The organism is Massilia pinisoli (assembly GCF_024753285.1).
Classification (GTDB): domain Bacteria; phylum Pseudomonadota; class Gammaproteobacteria; order Burkholderiales; family Burkholderiaceae_D; genus Telluria; species Telluria pinisoli.
The window spans coordinates 20,137-37,887 of sequence record NZ_JANUGW010000008.1 but is presented as its reverse complement, the minus strand read 5'-3'; the positions used below and the strand labels follow the sequence as shown (position 1 = coordinate 37,887).

General features: G+C 65.8%; 13 protein-coding genes. 3 read left to right on the top strand and 10 right to left on the bottom strand.

Annotation, left to right across the window (positions count from 1 at the left end):
- Nucleotides 1–155 precede the first annotated feature (155 nt).
- The 7 genes from NX784_RS12735 to NX784_RS12705 all read right to left on the bottom strand — a co-directional run bounded on the left by NX784_RS12735 (nt 156) and on the right by NX784_RS12705 (nt 10,902).
- The gene (locus NX784_RS12735) at nt 156–3,218 is read right to left on the bottom strand and encodes a TonB-dependent receptor (RefSeq protein ID WP_258817040.1); all 3,063 of its coding nucleotides are present in this window, start codon (nt 3,216–3,218) and stop codon (nt 156–158) included.
- 528 nt (nt 3,219–3,746) lie between these two features.
- Nucleotides 3,747–4,739 (bottom strand): septal ring lytic transglycosylase RlpA family protein, encoded by a 993-nt coding sequence (locus NX784_RS12730; protein WP_258817039.1) that lies wholly within the window; start codon nt 4,737–4,739, stop codon nt 3,747–3,749.
- A gap of 52 nt (nt 4,740–4,791) precedes the next feature.
- Complete coding sequence (gene rodA, locus NX784_RS12725; protein WP_258817038.1) at nt 4,792–5,907, bottom strand: rod shape-determining protein RodA; 1,116 nt, start codon at nt 5,905–5,907, stop codon at nt 4,792–4,794.
- Between the two features lie 3 nt (nt 5,908–5,910).
- A complete protein-coding gene (mrdA, locus tag NX784_RS12720) occupies nt 5,911–7,890 on the bottom strand; it encodes a penicillin-binding protein 2 (protein ID WP_258817037.1) in 1,980 nt (659 codons plus the stop codon).
- A gap of 26 nt (nt 7,891–7,916) precedes the next feature.
- Nucleotides 7,917–8,438 carry a rod shape-determining protein MreD gene (gene mreD, locus NX784_RS12715; protein WP_166862494.1) on the bottom strand — a complete coding sequence of 174 codons (522 nt, stop codon included), beginning with the start codon at nt 8,436–8,438 and terminating at the stop codon, nt 7,917–7,919.
- Nucleotides 8,438–9,700, bottom strand: a complete 1,263-nt coding sequence (gene mreC / locus NX784_RS12710) for a rod shape-determining protein MreC (protein WP_258817036.1) — start codon at nt 9,698–9,700, stop codon at nt 8,438–8,440. The genes mreD and mreC overlap by 1 nt, the downstream gene beginning before the upstream one ends.
- A 158-nt stretch (nt 9,701–9,858) precedes the next feature.
- The gene (locus NX784_RS12705) at nt 9,859–10,902 is read right to left on the bottom strand and encodes a rod shape-determining protein (protein WP_025511657.1); all 1,044 of its coding nucleotides are present in this window, start codon (nt 10,900–10,902) and stop codon (nt 9,859–9,861) included.
- 306 nt (nt 10,903–11,208) lie between these two features.
- Between NX784_RS12705 and gatC the strand changes: the two genes are divergently transcribed.
- From gatC to gatB, 3 genes are read left to right on the top strand one after another with little or no spacing between them, the layout of a single operon-like run.
- Nucleotides 11,209–11,508 (top strand): Asp-tRNA(Asn)/Glu-tRNA(Gln) amidotransferase subunit GatC, encoded by a 300-nt coding sequence (gatC, locus tag NX784_RS12700; protein WP_258817035.1) that lies wholly within the window; start codon nt 11,209–11,211, stop codon nt 11,506–11,508.
- A 25-nt stretch (nt 11,509–11,533) separates the two neighbouring features.
- A complete protein-coding gene (gatA, locus tag NX784_RS12695; RefSeq protein WP_258817238.1) occupies nt 11,534–13,009 on the top strand; it encodes an Asp-tRNA(Asn)/Glu-tRNA(Gln) amidotransferase subunit GatA in 1,476 nt (491 codons plus the stop codon).
- 26 nt (nt 13,010–13,035) lie between these two features.
- The gene (gatB, locus tag NX784_RS12690; protein ID WP_258817034.1) at nt 13,036–14,496 is read left to right on the top strand and encodes an Asp-tRNA(Asn)/Glu-tRNA(Gln) amidotransferase subunit GatB; all 1,461 of its coding nucleotides are present in this window, start codon (nt 13,036–13,038) and stop codon (nt 14,494–14,496) included.
- 152 nt (nt 14,497–14,648) lie between these two features.
- Here gatB and NX784_RS12685 read toward each other — a convergent pair whose 3' ends face one another.
- Genes NX784_RS12685 through NX784_RS12675 form a run of 3 tightly spaced genes read right to left on the bottom strand, consistent with a single transcriptional unit; the run spans nt 14,649 to nt 17,751 of the window.
- Nucleotides 14,649–15,869: an ABC transporter permease gene (locus NX784_RS12685; protein ID WP_258817033.1), complete on the bottom strand. Its 1,221-nt coding sequence runs from the start codon at nt 15,867–15,869 to the stop codon at nt 14,649–14,651.
- A complete protein-coding gene (locus tag NX784_RS12680) occupies nt 15,866–16,546 on the bottom strand; it encodes an ABC transporter ATP-binding protein (RefSeq protein ID WP_258817032.1) in 681 nt (226 codons plus the stop codon). The genes NX784_RS12685 and NX784_RS12680 overlap by 4 nt, the downstream gene beginning before the upstream one ends.
- On the bottom strand, nt 16,543–17,751 hold the full coding sequence (locus tag NX784_RS12675; RefSeq protein WP_258817031.1) for an efflux RND transporter periplasmic adaptor subunit: 1,209 nt from the start codon (nt 17,749–17,751) through the stop codon (nt 16,543–16,545). Before NX784_RS12675 ends, NX784_RS12680 begins: the two co-directional genes overlap by 4 nt.

Genomic DNA, 17,751 nt, shown 5'->3' with positions numbered 1-17,751 from the left:
GTTCGACCGGACCGGCGGGGCCGGCGGTTCCGGGCCGGGCCGGCAAAACCGCGGCGGCATGAGGCATCGCAAAAGAAAAAGCCCCGCTTGCAACCGGCGCGCAGCATGCCGGTCGAAAGCGGGGACAGGGGACGTAAAGGGGGACGCTTATGCCATCAGAACTTGCCGCGGATGCCCAGCTGGAACGTGCGTCCCGGGTCGTACGACGAGAACGCAGCATTCGGGAACTGGAAATAACCTTCGCGCTTGGCCTTGTTCAGGTTCACGATGTCGAACGTGATGGTCGGCCAGTTGTCGCGGTCGAACACCTTTTCCAGGTCCACGCTGGACGAGAAGTCGGCCTGCTTGTACGAGCGGCCATACAGCGACGCCAGCGGGATGCCGTTCTGGTTGCCCGTGCTGGACTGGCTGCCCTGCTGGTACTGGTGCGAGATGCGCGCCATGTAGCCGTGGTTCTCGTAATAGAAGCCGAAGTTGTTGCTCTTCTTCGGCACGTTCAGCGCGACGAAGCCGTTGGTGCCCTCGCCGGTCGCGCTCTGGTTGATGAAGGTCGCCGTCTCGTTGAAGCCGAAGCCCTTGATCGGCAGGAGCTTGTCGAGCGGCTGGACCCAGCCGATCTCCAGGCCGCGCACGCGCAGGATGCCGCCCGCGTTGCGCTCCTGGCTCATCACGACCGTGGCCGCGTCCGGACCGCCGCGCGCATTGATCGCCACCTGCTGGGTCGGGATCAGGTTGTTGTACGCGATGCCGTAGGCAGCCAGCGCGGAGAACGGCAAGGTGCGGTTGTCGATGACCGTGAAGCCCTTCACCTGCTTCTGGAACACGGTCAGGCTCACATAGCCTTCACGCCCCGTGTACCAGTCCAGGCCCAGGTCGATGTTGTTCGACAGATATGGCTTCAGCTCCGGACTGCCGATGGTGCCGATGTCGGCCGACGGCGAGCTGAAATTGATGCCCGGACGCAGCGAGTTCGGATTCGCGCGGGTCATCGTCTTCGACAGCGCGAGGCGGGCCACGATGTCGTTGCGCAGCGACAGGGCCGCGGTGGCCGACGGCAGCGTGTTGTTATACGTGGTGTTCTGGTACACCCACTCGGTCAGGTTCGGGTACTTCGAACCGTTCTGCGTGAGCGTGGCGTTGCGCGGGTCGCTGAACGAGTTGAGCGAACCCACGTCCTGCTTCGTGCGGACGTAGCGCACGCCGGCGTTGTAGCGCAGCGGGAAGCCGCCGACGCTCGACTGGCCATTGACCTCCGTGTAGAAGCCCGTGCTGCGCTCGCGCACATAACCGGAGCTGGCCCCCGTCGACGAGCTCGTGGAGTCAGGCGCCGTCGAGTTATAGGCGTCGTAGTTGGAATCCTTGCGGAAGCGGTCCCAGTCGATCACGACGCGGCCGTACGGGCCCGGCACGAGGTAGCTCGCCAGCTTGCTCACGGGGATCAGCGAACCCTGGTAGACGAGCGGGGCCGTCTGGCCGGCCGTGTAGCCCGTGCCGTAGCCCGGATACAGCGCGCTGGCGCTGGCGCCCGGCGTGGAGGCGCCATCGCACGGCGGGGCACCGTTCGGGCCTTGCAGGAACACGCTCGGATTGTTGCCGCACACGGCAGCCTGCCAGGCGGCCGAGTTGTCCTGGCCGCGGATGCGGCGGTCGATGTCGTCGTAGGCGATACCGGCGCGCACGTTCAGCTTGGCATCACCCCAGGTCAGGTCGGAGTGGAAACCCTTCGTGCTCGTTTCCCGCAGCTCGTTCTGGATGTTGACGCGGCCGCCGGCCCAGACGAAGTTGGCCGGGTCGTTCACGTCCTGGTTGAACGTGATGCTCGGCATGGCGCCGCCGTTACCGTTGAACGTGGCGACCAGGCCGCTGCCGTCGGCCGTGATCGGCATGATGGTCGGTGCTTCGTGCGAGAACGACGACTTCGTGGCATTGGCCTGGGCTTCCAGCTTCAAGGTCGGGCTGATCTTCCATTCCATGCCCGGGTTCAGGCCTTTCAAGGTCGTCTTGTCGCGGCGCGGACCGTATTCGATGAAGTAGCGCGCATTCGAGAACGTGCCCGACGTCACCGTGCAGCCGGCCGTGCAATCGCTCTTGTCGACCTGCATGTTCAGCGGGATCTCGAAGTTGTTGCGCACGGCCCAGGTATAGCCGATGCGCGACATGTCGTCGTCCTTCTTGCTGTACATCGCATCGACGTAGAAATGCAGATTGTCGAGCGGACGCCATTCCGCGCTGACGATGGCCGCGCCCTTGTCGCGCGTGCCGAAGTAATCCATGTAGCGGCCCAGGCGCGGCAGGATCGCGTTGTCGATCTGGCCGATGTTCAGGCCGGGGTTGTGCGCCAGCAGGAATGCCTGGTCGATGGGCGTGCCCGCCACGAGGCCCCCGCCGGCGCCGGCCGGCACGGTGGCCGGGATGGTCCAGTTGCCGCCGCCGGTCGTGTTGCGGCTGCCCGACGTGTTCTGCGCGGCCGACAAGTTCGCATTGGTCAGGCCCACGGTCTCGTAGCCGGTCGTGCGCGCCTTCTGGCGGTTGACGGCAAAGCCGGCCAGGATACCGAACGTGTCGCCCCAGGTCCTGCTGGCGAGGATGGAACCGCGCCCGCCCACGCCGTCCGCGATCTGCTGCTTCTGCGCTGTGGCACCATACGAGACGTGCGTACCCGGATTGTCGAACGGCCGCGCGCTGCGCAGGTTCACGACACCGGCGGCGCCGCCTTCGATCATGTCCGCTGTCGGGCTCTTGCTCACCGTCAGCTTGGTGAACAGATCGGTCGGCAGCATGTCGAGGTCGATCTCGCGATTCGTGTTCGCGCCGTCGATCGGGCCGGACGAGGCCACGGCGATCTGGGCATTGTTCAGCAAGACCTTCGTGAAACTGGAACCGAGGCCGCGGATCTGCACGTTCACGCCCTCGCCCGTCACGTCGCGCGAAATCTGCACGCCGGGAATGCGGCTCAGCGATTCGGCGATGTTCTTGTCGGGGAATTTACCGATGTCTTCGGCACTGATGGTGTCCTGGAAGCCAACGGCCTCCTTCTTGTCCTTCGCGGACGAGAGCAGACTGGCGCGGTAGCCGGTCACCGTCACCACGGCGGGTTCGGGTTGGGGGGCCGGGGCTTCCTGGGCATAGGCTTGCTGGATGAGGCCGGCGATTACACCCAGGCCAAGCACGACTTGACGGCGCTGGTGCTGGCGCCGCGCTACAGACTTCTCGAACATTGCTGTCTCCTGTATTTTTTCTGAGCCTGCACATGCCGGCGGGCATGTACTTATAGGTAGGCAAATTCAGTGTAGGAGCACGATGTTAATGGTGTCAATTGAGCAAACATAAATGTTATGCGCAACCATCGACGTAAACTGGGCGTTTATTTGGCAGTTCCCGGGCAACCGCCAACTTAAGTTATGCGAGATTGGAACCATGCGAAATGAAGAATGGTAGCGCATAGCAAGTGAAAATCGTTGCGGATGTCTGACATCCTATGACGAAAATAGATGGAAAAGGCATTTACGGCCATTTTTACCGAATTTATGCGCACGGAGCACCTTGCTTGCCGCCAAAACGCACGAGATATGCACGCCATTTAGTCAGACATCTGATGACCTGACGAACAGTCCACGGACGCACGATAATACGGCCCAGCGGCCGTCAATCGGGGCAAATGGACGAACGATCCCGTTCGCTGGACAACGGGAAGATGCAAGATGGAGCAACCTGGAGCGCGCGTGCAGGGGTACCTCCCCCGCGTCTCAACGCCGCACGATGATGGGTTTCAGGCCGAGCCCGGACGGCAGCGCGCGTGCCGCTTCCTGGGCCATCGCGCGGGTGTCGAACGGCCCGCAGTACAGGCGGTTGACGCTGCCCGAGTGCACGACCTGAATGGCCAGGTCGACTCCGGATTGCTTGAGCTTTTCGCTCACCTCCTCGGCCTTGCCCTCGCGCGCGTACGCGCCCAGCTGCAGATAGAACCCGGGTTTCGGCGCCGCGTTGTCAGCGCCGGAGGCCGTATCAGCCGTCTGCGCATGGGCGACGGCGGCGCTATCCATGTCGACATGGTCTTCAAGCATCAGGGCAGCGATGGCCGGCGACGCCGGCAGCGCCTGCGCCTCGGACGCGGCCGCACGGCGCGCGGATGCCGCGTGGATCTCGTCGCCCGGGAACAGGCGTTCGATCTCGACCTGATGGCTGCCCTTGCCCAGCAGGCCCAGCTTCAGGGCCGCCGTGTACGACACGTCGATGATGCGGTCGGAGTGGAACGGTCCGCGGTCGTTGATGCGCACGACGACCGATTTGCCGGTCTCCAGGCTCGTGACGCGCGCGTACGAAGGAATGGGCAGCGTGGGATGCGCGGCCGTCATCTTGTACATGTCGTAGGGCTCGCCCGACGACGTGCGCTGGCCGTGGAACTTCACGCCGTACCAGCTGGCCACGCCGCGCTGGGTGAACGGCTGATCGTTGACGAGCGGCGTATAAGTCTGGCCGAACACGGCGTACGGCTTGTTCGCGAACTTGGCGTACGGCTCGTACTTGACGACGGCGTCAGGTGTGTCCAGCAGGCCCGGCGGCGGATTCGCGCCCGGCCCGTCGTCCTGGTAGTAACCGCCGCGGCCGGAGCCGGCCGCGGGGAGATTCGGCAGCGCCGGGTCGACGCGCGTCACCTTGTGCTTCCACGGCAGCGGGATGATGCTTTTGTGTTCGCCGTTCTGGTCCGTGGTACTGCAGCCCGCCATCATTGCCAACATCGCAATGACCGCTGGGAGTAACCTCGGAACGGCCATTGCGTTCTCTTGCATATCAGGTCTGCACCAGTTTGCGGTGTCTTTGAATGCTCATCAATATACCACTGCAGAGGCCCAGCGTAATCAGCGCGGTACCGCCATAGCTCATGAAAGGCAGCGGAACGCCGACCACCGGCAGGATGCCGCTGACCATACCCATATTGATGAAAGCATAGGTAAAAAACATCATCGCAATGGCCCCCGCCAGCAGGCGGGTGAACAGATTCGGGGCATTCGCCGCGATCATCATTGCGCGTCCGATCAGCAACAGATACAAGAACAACAGGACGAGGTTGCCGACCAAACCAAATTCCTCGGAATATACCGAAAAAATGAAGTCCGTGGTGCGTTCCGGGATGAACTCGAGGTAAGCCTGCGTACCCTTCATATACCCCTTGCCGGACACGCCGCCCGAGCCGATCGCGATCGTCGACTGGATGATGTGGAAGCCCTTGCCGAGCGGGTCGGAGGTGGGATCGATCAGCGTCATCACCCGTTCGCGCTGGTAGTCGTGCATCATCGACCACGCGACGGGCAGCGCGGCGCAGCCGGCCACGAACAGCGCGCCCAGCGCCTTCCACGACAGGCCCGCGAGGAAGATCACGTAGAAGCCCGACCCGCCCACGAGCAGCGCCGTGCCCAGGTCCGGCTGTTTGGCGATGAGGCCGAACGGAATCCCAAGCAGCACCGCCGCCACGACGAACGATTGCCATTTGAGCAGGCCGGCCCGGGTCTGGAAATACCAGGCCAACATCAGCGGCGCGGCGATCTTCATGATCTCGGACGGCTGGATGTCCACGCCCACGTGCAGCCAGCGCCGCGCGCCCTTCTTGATGGTGCCGACGGCCGCCACGGCCAGCAGCAGCGCGACGCCGAACGTGTACACGGGCACGGCGAGGCGCAGCAGCGTCTGCGGCGGCACGATGGCCGCGACCCACATGAACACGAACGCGGCGAGGATGTTGCGCATCTGGCCTTCCAGGCGGCCGGGGAAGTCGTGGCCGGCCGACGACAGCGTGACGAGGCCCACGCACAGCAGCAGGAACAGGATCAGCGACAGCGCCGGATCGAACACGGTGAAGTACGGTTTGAGGCGCCGGCTGAGCGAGCGGCGTTCGGGGAAATGCGCCATGGTTCAGTCCTTGTTGCCGGGGGTTTCGCCGCCCGGCTTGAAGTCGGCGCCGGCCGTGGGCGCCACTTGGTCTTCGTCCGCCGGCACCGGATCGGCGGGCTTCGGCGCCGGCTTGTCGGCGTCGCCCGGACGCTTGTGGAGCAGGTAGTAGTCGAGCGCCTTGCGCGCGATCGGCGCCGCCACGGCCGCGCCGAAGCCGGCGTTTTCCACGACGAGCGCGAGCGCGATGCGCGGATGGTCGGCCGGTGCGAACGCGATGAACAGCGCGTTGTCGCGCAGGCGTTCCGGCGTCGCGGCGGCATTGTACTTCTGCCCTTTCAAGCCCACGACCTGCGCCGTACCCGTCTTGCCCGCGACCACATATTGCACGCCGCGGAACGGGATGAACGCCGTGCCGCTCTGGTCGGCCGTCACGCCGACCATCGCGCGCTTGATCACGTCGATGTTCTGCTGCTTGATGGCGATGCGGCCCGATTCCTTCGCCACCGTCGGCGTGCGCCCATGGTTGCTCGGGTCCTCCAGCATCTTGACGAGGTGCGGCTTCATGACGACACCGTCGTTCGCGAGCGTGGCCACGGCGTGCGCCATCTGCAGCGGCGTGTAGCTGTTGAAGCCGTTGCCGATCGAGATCGAGATCGTGTCGCCGCCCACCCACTTCTGCGCCGCGCGGTTGCGTTTGAAGTGGTCGCGCTTCCATTGCTGCGACGGCAGCACGCCCGTCTTCTCGTGCTCCAGGTCGATGCCGGTCTTCTCGCCGAATCCGAACGGCTGCATGAAGTCGTGGATGCGGTCGATGCCCATCTCGTTGCCGAGCTGGTAGTAGTACGTGTCGCACGACATCGCGATCGAGCGGTACATGTCGATGAAACCGTGGCCGCCCTTCTTGTCGTCGTTGAAGCGGTGGCCGCCCAGCATGAAGAAGCCCGGGTCGCTGATGCCGTATTCGGGACGGCGCAAGCCATATTCGAGCGCGGCCAATGCCATGTACGGCTTGAACGTCGAACCGGGCGGGTAGGTGCCGGACAGCGGACGGTTCATCAGCGGCTTGTCCAGCGACGTATTCAGCTCCGACCAGCTCTGCGCGTCGATGCCGTCGACGAACAGGTTCGGGTCGAAGCCGGGGCGCGACACGTAGGCGAGCACGTCGCCCGTCGACGGTTCGATGGCGACGAGCGCGCCGCGGTAATCGCCGAACGCCTGCTCGACGACCTTCTGCAGCTCGATGTCGATCGACAGGATCAGGTTATTGCCCGGCGTCGGCGCCGTACGCGACAACGTGCGGATGGCGCGACCGCCTGCCGAGCGTTCCACTTCCTCGTAGCCCGTCTGGCCGTGCAGCTGGCGCTCGTAGCTCTTTTCCAGGCCTTCCTTGCCGATGTGGTCCGTACCGGTGTAGTTGGCGGCATCGTCGCCGGCCTCGATGACCTTGGCCTCGGCCTGGTTGATGCGGCCGATGTAGCCCAGCACGTGCGACGCCACCTCGCCCAGAGGATACTGGCGGAACAGGCGCGCCTGCACGTCCACGCCGGGGAAGCGGAAGCGCTGCGCGGTGAAGCGCGCCACCTCGTCGTCGGTGAGGCGCGTGCGGATCGGGACGCTGGAAAAATTCTTCGACTCTTCCATCAGCCGCTTGAAGCGTTTCCTGTCCTTCGGCTCGATCGTCACGAGCTTCGCCAACTCGTCGATCACGGAATCGAGGTTCGCCTCCAGCTTCGACGGCGTGATCTCGAGCGTGTAGGCCGAGTAGTTGCTGGCCAGGACGACGCCGTTGCGGTCCACGATCAGGCCGCGGTTCGGCACGATGGGGACGAGCGCAATGCGGTTGTCCTCGGCCTGCGCCATGTACTGGCTGTGTTTGACGACCTGCAGCCAGACGAAGCGCGCGACAAGCACGCCGAAGCAGATGAACACGAACACGACGATCGCCGTGAGGCGCATGCGGAACAGGTGGATCTCGCGATCGCTGTCTTTAATCTCGGTCATTCAGTGCAGACGTTCGAGGATATTCTTCAGATGGGACGCGTGTGGTCCTTGTCGACGGCGCGTCGCTGCGGGGCCAGCAGCAGCCACGTGATCACGGGCCACAGCGCGACGGCGATCACGCTCTCGATGAACACGAGCGCGCCGGGGAAGCGACCCGTGACGAAGAAGCGCACCATTACCTGGATCGCCTGCGTGAGCAGCAGCAGCGGGAACACGTGCATCGCCTGCGTGACGAGCGGGAACCACAGCACGCGGCGGTGGATCATGATCGCCAGGTACGACAGCAGGGTGTACGCCAGGGCGTTCTCACCGAGCAGCGTGGCGTCGTGCACGTCCATCAGGAGGCCCATGCAGAACGCGATGCCGATGCCGACCTTGCGCGGCTGGTGGATGCCCCAGAACACGAGCACGAGCGCGACGAAGTCCGGCGCGCCGACCCAGCGGCCCCACGGCAGCAGGTTGAGCATGAACGCGCAGACGAGGCTGAACGCGATGAACAGCGGGCTGACCGGCAGCAGGATGTAGTGCGGGCGGTTCGACGCGGGCATCAGTTGCCCTCCTTCGGCCGGACCGGCGGATTGGCGCCGGCGTTCGCGGCGGGCGCGCCTTGCGCCGGCGTGGCAGCGGCCGGCGCGCGCGTGGTGGTGGCGGCCGGCGATCCGGCGGCCGGCGACCCGGTGGCCGGCGTACCGGTGGCCGGCACGGTTGCAACCGGCGGACGCGCAGCACCAGCAGCAGCACCGGCGGCCGGCGTTCTCGCAACCGGCGCCGTCACGCCCGCGGGCGCGGCGCCGTTCGGGTGCGCCGCCGCGGCCGGACGCGCACCGTTCGCGCCCGCTGCAGCCGGCGCAACGGCCGGCGCCAGCGGCTGCGGCGGCAACGGCAGCGGCGGCACGGGCTCCATGCGCGGCAGGTTCTTCTTCGACGGCGAATTGGTGGCAGCCTTCGCGGGCAGCGCGGGCGGGCGCGGCGGCAGCGGCTGGTCGGACATCACGACGAGGAGCTGGCGATGGCGATCGATGCCGGCCAGCGGCTGGCACACGACGCGGCCGAAGGCGCCCTGCGCCACGTTCTCGACCTGGATCACCTTCGCGACGGCGAGGCCGGCCGGATAGATGCCGTCCAGGCCCGACGTCACGAGCACGTCACCCACCTGGATGTCGGCGTTGGGTGCGACGAAGCGCAGGTCCAGCAGGCCGGACTGGCCGCGGCCATAGGCCACGCTGCGCAAGCCGTTGCGCAGCACCTGCACGGGAATCGCCTGCTCCTTGTCGGTGAGGAGCGTGACTTCCGACGTGAACGGGAACACGCGCGTGACCTGGCCGACGACGCCGGCGTTGTCGATCACGGGCAGGCCCAGCTCGACGCCGTTGCGGGAGCCCCGGTCGAGCACGACGCGGCGCGTGGACGGGTCGCGTGCGTCGTACAGGATCTCGCTCATCATGGAGCGCACGGGCAAGTGCTCGCGCGCGTCCATCAGGCGGCGCAGCTGGGCGTTCTCGGCCATCTGGAGCTGCGCCTGCTGCATGGCCTGGGCCATGGCGACCTGCTGGCTCTTGAGGTCGCGCACTTCCTTCTGCAGCGTGGAGATCGACGAAAAATACGTACCCATGTTCGCCAGCGCGTCGCGCGGCATCAGGGCAGCCATCTGGAACGGGTACAGGACCGTTGCCGCCACCTGGCGCACGGCGGTGAGCGCGTGCAGGCGGGCGTCGACCACGAGGAGCGCGATCGAGAGCAGAGCGAACACTGTCACCTTGACCCTTGCGGGGGCGCCTTGCTTGAAAAGCGGCGGAGGACTGTATTCCATGACTTCCAATAATGCGGGGCCAGCGGCGCCCGCGTCAATCCAGACGCCCGGCGCGGGGGTCCGCGCGCCGAGGATCGTCTGCGCCGAACGCGGACGGCGCGGGCCGCACCGGGATCGCCGGCACGGTCACACGCCCTGTCCGCGCTGCCACGGCCGGGTTACTCGTACGAGAAGATCGAGCCCAGCTTGTCCATGCGCTCGAGCGCCATGCCGGAGCCGCGCACGACGCAGGTCAGCGGATCTTCGGCGACCAGCACCGGCAGGCCCGTCTCTTCCATCAGCAGGCGATCCAGGTCGCGCAGCAGCGCGCCGCCACCGGTCAGCATCATGCCCTTCTCGGCGATGTCCGCGCCGAGTTCCGGCGGGGTCTGCTCGAGGGCGTTCTTGACGGCCGAGACGATGTTGTTCAGCGGGTCGGTCAGCGCTTCCAGGATCTCGTTCGACGAGATGGTGAAGGAACGCGGGATGCCTTCCGACAGGTTGCGGCCCTTGACTTCCATCTCCTTGACTTCGGAGCCCGGGAACGCCGACCCTATTGCTTTCTTGATCGACTCGGCGGTCTGCTCGCCGATCAGCATGCCGTAGTTGCGGCGGATGTAGTTGACGATGGCTTCGTCGAACTTGTCGCCGCCCACGCGCACGGAACCTTTATAGACCATGCCGCCCAGCGAGATGATGCCGACTTCCGTCGTGCCGCCGCCGATGTCGACGACCATCGAGCCGGTCGCCTCGGACACCGGCAGGCCCGCGCCGATCGCGGCCGCCATCGGCTCCTCGATCAGGTAGACCTGCGACGCGCCCGCGCCCAGCGCCGATTCGCGGATCGCACGGCGCTCGACCTGCGTCGAACCGCACGGCACGCAGATGATGATGCGCGGCGACGGACGGAAGAACTTCGAATCGTGCACCATGCGGATGAACTGCTTCAGCATCTGCTCGGTGACGGTGAAGTCGGCGATCACGCCATCCTTCATCGGACGGATCGCTTCGATGTTGCCGGGGACCTTGCCAAGCATCTGCTTGGCTTCCTTGCCGACCGCCTGGATCGTCTTCTTGCCGTTGGGACCGCCTTCCTGGCGGATCGCGACGACCGAGGGTTCGTCCAGCACGATGCCCAGGCCGCGCACGTAAATCAGCGTGTTGGCGGTGCCGAGGTCGATGGCCAGGTCGTTCGAAAAATAGCTACGTAAAAAACCAAACATGTGTGTCCTGATGTGCGCACCGGGTGCGCGAAACATTAATCGGGGAATCCTCGCCGCAAAGCCGAATCCGCATCGCGGGCTTTTTCATGCGTAGGTGAGGGCCGGTTTCGCCCGGAGAACGCATTAGCCCGCCATTCTACCTTATAATTTGCCGATTAAATGCTGAAAAACGGGTGGTTTCGCCCTCATATCAGCCTGCGAGATCGACGGTATTAGAAAGCTTTTATCAGCTTTAGCGCGCCGTTGTCCAAATTTCATTATCTACACACTCATCTTTGAACGCGGTATCGAACCGCGCTTTTTGCCATGTCCCTGACACTTTCAGACGTAAAACGGATCGCCAACCTGGCCCAGCTCGATATGGATGAGGCCCACGCAGAGATCGCCCTGAACGAGCTGAACGGGATCTTCGCGCTGGCCGAGCAGATGCAGGCCGTGGACACCAGCGGTGTTGCGCCATTGTCGCAACCGCTGGCAGCCGTGCTTGCCCTGCCGCTGCGCCTGCGCGACGACGTGGTGACCGAGGAAGACCACCGCGCCGAGTACCAGGCCCCCGCCCCGAAGACCGAGGACGGCCTGTACCTCGTGCCGAAAGTCATCGAATAACCCGCAGCGAACGTCGACCATCATGATGCACCAAAAAACGATCAAGGAGCTGTCCGCGCTCCTGCACACGAAACAAGTCTCGGCGGCGGAGCTCGCGCAGCACTACCTCGACCGCATCGCCGCCAGCGGCCACAACGCCTTTCTCGACGTCAATCCGGAGCTGACGCTCGCGCAGGCGAAAGCCGCCGACGCGCGCATCGCGGCAGGCAACGCCGGCCCGCTGACGGGCGTCCCCATCGCCCATAAGGATATCTTCGTCACGCAAGGCTGGCGCTCGACTGCCGCGTCGAAGATGCTGGGCAACTACGCGAGCCCGTTCGATGCCACCGTCGTGACGAAATTCGCCGACGCCGGCATGGTGACCTTGGGCAAGCTGAACTGCGACGAATTCGCGATGGGCTCGTCCAACGAGAACTCGGCGTTCGGCGCCGTGAAAAATCCGTGGGATGCGCTGGCCGTGCCGGGCGGCTCGTCCGGCGGCTCGGCGGCCGCCGTCGCCGCGCGCCTGGCGCCCGCCGCGACGGGCACCGACACGGGCGGCTCGATCCGCCAGCCGGCCGCATTCTGCGGCATCACGGGCATCAAGCCCACGTACGGCCGCGTGTCGCGCTTTGGCATGATCGCGTTCGCCTCCTCGCTCGACCAGGGCGGCCCGATGGCCCGCACGGCCGAGGACTGCGCACTGCTGCTGAACGAGATGGTCGGCTTCGACGAGCGCGACGCGACGAGCCTCACGGCCGAGCAAGGCAATGCCCGCGAAGACTTTACGCGCGACTTGAATGCACCGCTGACGGGCCTGCGCATCGGCGTGCCGAAGGAATACTTCGGCGAAGGTTTAGCAAGCGACGTCGAGCAGGCCGTGCGCGCCGCGCTGGACCAGTTCGTGAAGCTGGGTGCCACGCTGGTCGACATCTCGCTGCCGAAGACGTCGCTGTCGATCCCCGTGTACTACATCATCGCGCCGGCGGAAGCGTCGTCGAACCTGTCGCGCTTCGACGGCGTGCGCTACGGCTACCGCGCCCCGGAGTACACGGACCTGCAGGACATGTACAAGAAAACGCGCGCGCAAGGCTTCGGCAAGGAAGTCCAGCGCCGCATCATGGTCGGCACGTACGTGCTGTGCCACGGCTACTACGACGCGTATTACGTGCAGGCGCAAAAGATCCGCCGCCTGATCGCCGACGACTTCCAGGCCGCGTTCCGCGACCAGTGCGACGTGATCATGGGCCCCGTCGCCCCGAGCGTCGCGTGGGACCTGGGCTCGAAGGCGAACGACCCGGTGGCGAACTACCTGGCCGACATCTTCACCTTGTCGACGAGCCTCGCCGGCCTGCCCGGCATGTCGATCCCCGTCGGTTTCGGCGCCGGCGAAAAGAACGGCAAGCGTCCGGTCGGCCTGCAAATCATCGGCAATTATTTCGCCGAGGCGAAGCTGCTGAACATCGCGCACCAGTACCAGCAAGCCACGGATTGGCATACGCGCGCGCCCGAAGGCGTTTGACGCACTGACATACAAGAGAGAACACCATGCAATGGGAAGTCGTCATCGGTCTTGAGAACCACGTCCAGCTCACGACCAACTCCAAAATCTTCAGCGGCAGCTCGATCAAGTTCGGCGCCGAGCCGAACACGCAGGCGAGCCCCGTCGACCTGGCGCTGCCGGGCGTGCTGCCCGTGATGAACAAGGGCGCCGTCGAACGCGCCATCCGCTTCGGCCTGGCGGTGGGCGCCAAGATCGCGCCGCAGTCCGTCTTCGCGCGCAAGAACTATTTTTATCCCGACCTGCCGAAGGGCTACCAGATCAGCCAGTTCGAAGACCCCGTCGTGCAGGGCGGCAGCCTCACGTTCGCGTACGAGAAGGACGGCAAGCTGGAGACGAAGACCGTCAACCTGACCCGCGCCCACCTCGAGGAAGACGCCGGCAAGTCGCTGCACGAGGACTACCACGGCATGAGCGGCATCGACTTGAACCGCGCCGGTACGCCGCTGCTGGAGATCGTCTCCGAGCCGGAAATCCGCAGCGCCGCGGAAGCCGTCGCGTATGCGAAGGCGCTGCACGGCCTCGTGATGTGGCTCGGCGTCTGCGACGGCAACATGCAGGAAGGCTCGTTCCGCTGCGACGTCAACGTGTCCGTGCGCCCCGTCGGCCAGCAGGAATTCGGCACCCGCTGCGAGATCAAGAACCTGAACTCGTTCCGCTTCATCGAAGAAGCCGTCAACTACGAGGTGCGCCGCCAGATCGAGCTGATCGAGGACGGCGGCAAGGTCGTGCAAGCGACGCGCCTGTGGGACCCGGACCGCAAGGAAACGCGCCAGATGCGCAGCAAGGAAGACGCGCAGGACTACCGCTACTTCCCCGACCCCGACCTGCCGCCGCTCGTCATCTCGCAGGAGTGGATCGACCGCGTGAAGGCCGGCATGCCGGAGCTGCCGGCCGCGATGCGCGAGCGCTTCATCCGCGACTACGGCCTGCCCGAATACGATTCGCTGATCCTCACGTCGTCGCAGGCGATGGCCACGTATTACGAAGCCGTCGTCGCGAAGGCCGGCAAGGCAAATGCGAAGGCCGCCGCGAACTGGATGATGGGCGACGTGTCGTCCGCGCTGAACCGCGCCGACATCGACATCGAGCGCTCGCCCGTCGAGGCGTCGCAACTGGCGCTGCTCTTGAGCCGCATCGCCGACGGCACGATCTCGAACAACGCCGGCAAGAAGGTGTTCAGCCTGATGTGGGACGCGCAGTCCGGCGACGAGAACCTGGCCGACACGATCATCGAACGCGAAGGCCTGAAGCAGATCTCGGACACGGGCGCGCTGGAAGCGATCGTCGACGAGGTCCTGGCGGCGAACGCCAAGTCGGTCGAGCAGTACAAGGCCGGCAAGGAAGCGGCGATCAATGCGCTGATCGGGCAGTGCATGAAGGCGTCGAAGGGCAAGGCGAATCCGGCGCAGGTCACGGAGCTGCTGAAGAAGAAGCTGGCGGCCTGATCCCGGCCCCGCTTGACGTTCGCGTCATGCGCGTTGGCAAGTTCGGGCCGGGGGCCCGAACCCCGGCTGATCCCGGTAGGGTGGACGGCTTTGCCGTCCACCCTACGGCCTTGCACATCAACCGGAGCGCGCTCCGGTTTTTTTCGCCTGCGCTATTCGTACCTGAGCGCGTCGATCGGATCGAGCCGCGCCGCCTGGCTCGCCGGCACGACGCCGAACACGACGCCCACGCCGCCCGAGAACAGCACGGCCAGCGCCACCGCCCACCACGGCACGACGGCCGGCGGGAAATCGGGGATCATGGCGGCGATCCCCGCGCCCAGCGCATAGCCGATCGCGAGCCCCAGCAGGCCGCCCAGCAGCGACAAGGTGACGGCCTCGATCAGGAACTGCAGCAGGATGTCGCGGCTGCGCGCGCCGATCGCCTTGCAGATGCCGATCTCGCGCGTGCGCTCCTTCACCGACACGAGCATGATGTTCATGATGCCGATGCCGCCCACCAGCAGCGCGATGCCGACGATGCCGCTCATGACGAGCGTGACGGTGCCGCTCAGCTTGTCAAACGACTTCGCAATCTGGTCGGCCGACTCGATCTCGAAATCGTCCGGCTCGTCGGACTTCAGGCGATGGGCCTGGCGCATGACCATGCGGATGTGGCTGCGCGTCGCATCCAGCCGGCCCAGGTCGGCGATGGCCGCCGTGATCTCCAGCTGCGGGCGCGTGTTGTTACCGATGATGCTCTGCCCCGTCTTGAACGGGATGATCAAGTAGTTATCCTGCGACATGCCGAAGATCTCGCCCCGCTTCTCCATCACGCCGACGATCTTGAACCACTCGTTCGCGTACATGACGAATTGCCCGACCGGGTTCGCCGGCAGGTGCAGGTCGTCGATCAGCTTTTCGCCGATCACGGCCACGCGCCGCGCGCCGGCGTCGTCCGAGACGCTGATGAACCGGCCCAGTCGTGTGTAGCGCCCGTTCACTTCCTGGTAGCTGGCCGTCGTCGCGAACACCTGTGCCGTGGCGGACGTGCCGGTGAAACGTACGTCGGACATGCCGGGCCTGAACAGGGGACTGAGGTGGCGGATGCCATCGACGCGCAAGCGCAGCTGCTCCACGTCGTCGAAGCGCAGGTAGTTCATCTTCCCGCGCATCATGTCCTTGAACTCGTTGTGCGGCCGGATCGTCAGGCCGTTGCCGCCGAGGCCTTCGAACTGGTCGCTGACGCTCTTCGACAGGCCCTGGATCAGCGACACCACCGTGATCACGGACGCCACGCCGATGATGATGCCGAGCGACGTCAGGAAGCTGCGCAGGCGGTGCGCGCGGATCGATGCGAGCGCCGAGCGCACGCTTTCGAGGAACACGTTCATGCGGCGCTCCTCGTATCCGACACGATGCGCCCGTCGCGCAGGCGCACGACGCGCTCGCATTGGTCGGCGATCTCCGGTTCGTGCGTCACGATGACGACCGTCTGCCCGCCCGCGTGCAGTTCGCGGATCAGGTCCAGGATCTCCTCGCTGGTGCTGGAATCGAGGTTGCCCGTCGGCTCGTCCGCGAGCAGGATCGACGGCTTGCCCACGAGCGCGCGCGCGATCGCCACGCGCTGCCGCTGCCCGCCCGACAGCTCGTTCGGCCGGTGGTGCAGCCGCCCGCCGAGGCCCACGCGCTGCAAGGCCTGCTCGGCCAGCGCCAGGCGCTCGCGCAGCGGCATGCCGCGGTAGATCAGCGGCTGCGCCACGTTGTCGAGCGCACTGGCGCGGGGCAGCAGGTGGAAGCTCTGGAAGATGAAGCCGATCTCCTCGTTGCGCACGCGCGCGAGCTCGTCGCCCGACATCGTCGCCACGTCGCGGCCGTTGAGCCAATACGCGCCGCTGCTGGGCCGGTCGAGGCAGCCGACGATGTTCATCATGGTCGACTTGCCGGAACCGGAGGCGCCGATGAACGCCACGAATTCATTGGCCCGGATGTGCAGGTCGATGCCCTGCAGCGCGTGGACCGTCTGGTCGCCCATCCGGTACTGCCGCGTCACGCCTTCCAGCCGGATCACGGATGCGCTCCTTCGGCCACCTTCACGTCCGCCTTCTTGGCCACGACGGCATCGCCGTCGTGCAGTTCGCGCAGCAGGCGCGCGGGTCCGACGGCGATCGTCTGGCCGACGGCGACGCCCTTCGTCACTTCCTGGTTGGCGTCGTCGGACTGGCCCAGCTCCACCGTCGTCTTCCTGACCTTCCCGTCCTGCACGACGAACACGTAGTTGACGTTCTTCGTGCGGTCCTTGGCGCCGGGGACGTCTTCGTTCAGCACGGCCTGGATCGGCACGGCGGCCGTGGCCGCGCCGCTGCCGGCGACGATCTCCACGCGGCACGTCATGCCGGAACGCAGCGCCAGCTTCGACTCGTCGAGGCGCAATTTGACGACGTAGGCGCGGCCCTGGCTCTGGCCCGGCATGGCGGTCTTCGGCGCCATCGCGACGCTTTCCACACGGCCCGTCACGGGCTGGTCGGGGAACGCGGCCGGGAAGACCTTGGCCTGCTGGCCGACGGCCACGCGCGCGATGTCGGCTTCGTCCACGTTCACCTCGGCCATGATCGAGCCGACGTCGGCGATCGTCATCAGCGACGAACCCGCGATGCCGGTGGCGCTCGCGACGGCCGTTTCGCCGATCTTGATGGGGACCGCCGTCACGGTGCCGTCGATGGGCGCGCGCACCTCCGTCTTGGCCAGGTGCTCGCGTGACTGTGACAGCAGCGCGCTGGCCTGCTCCAGCGATTCGCGGCTGGCACGCAGCTCGACCTTCGCCAGGTCGACCTGGTGCACGGCGTCGTCGTATTTCGAGATGTCGATGTACTTCGCCTTGTACAGCTGGCCCGTGCGGTCCAGGTTGCGCTGCTGGTTCGCCAGGTTGATCTGGGCGCGCTCGATGGCGATGGCGGCGTTGCGGCGGTTCGCCTCCTGCTGCGCCACCTCGGCCTGGTACACGGTCGGGTCGAGCCGCAGCAGGATCTGGCCGCGCGCCACCTTGTCGCCCTCTTTCACGAGCACGCCGGCCACCTTGCCGATGACTTCCGCCGACAGCTGCACTTCCTGGCGGAACACGAGGTTGCCCGTGGCGAGGATGGCCGGGCGGATCGCCAGCTTCTGCACGGTCGCCAGCTCGGCCTCGCGGCGCGTCTGCTTGCCCGCGAACTTGACCACGACGGGGACGACGAGGAACGCCGCGACGACGGCCGCACCGATCAGTTTCTTGTTCAT

Coding starts and splice junctions, on each gene's coding strand:
- NX784_RS12735 (WP_258817040.1), bottom strand. CDS start 3,218: ATGTTCGAGAAGTCTGTAGCGCGGCGCCAGCACCAGCGCCGTCAAGTC.
- NX784_RS12730 (WP_258817039.1), bottom strand. CDS start 4,739: ATGTTGGCAATGATGGCGGGCTGCAGTACCACGGACCAGAACGGCGAA.
- rodA (WP_258817038.1), bottom strand. CDS start 5,907: ATGGCGCATTTCCCCGAACGCCGCTCGCTCAGCCGGCGCCTCAAACCG.
- mrdA (WP_258817037.1), bottom strand. CDS start 7,890: ATGACCGAGATTAAAGACAGCGATCGCGAGATCCACCTGTTCCGCATG.
- mreD (WP_166862494.1), bottom strand. CDS start 8,438: ATGCCCGCGTCGAACCGCCCGCACTACATCCTGCTGCCGGTCAGCCCG.
- mreC (WP_258817036.1), bottom strand. CDS start 9,700: ATGGAATACAGTCCTCCGCCGCTTTTCAAGCAAGGCGCCCCCGCAAGG.
- NX784_RS12705 (WP_025511657.1), bottom strand. CDS start 10,902: ATGTTTGGTTTTTTACGTAGCTATTTTTCGAACGACCTGGCCATCGAC.
- gatC (WP_258817035.1), top strand. CDS start 11,209: ATGTCCCTGACACTTTCAGACGTAAAACGGATCGCCAACCTGGCCCAG.
- gatA (WP_258817238.1), top strand. CDS start 11,534: ATGCACCAAAAAACGATCAAGGAGCTGTCCGCGCTCCTGCACACGAAA.
- gatB (WP_258817034.1), top strand. CDS start 13,036: ATGCAATGGGAAGTCGTCATCGGTCTTGAGAACCACGTCCAGCTCACG.
- NX784_RS12685 (WP_258817033.1), bottom strand. CDS start 15,869: ATGAACGTGTTCCTCGAAAGCGTGCGCTCGGCGCTCGCATCGATCCGC.
- NX784_RS12675 (WP_258817031.1), bottom strand. CDS start 17,751: ATGAACAAGAAACTGATCGGTGCGGCCGTCGTCGCGGCGTTCCTCGTC.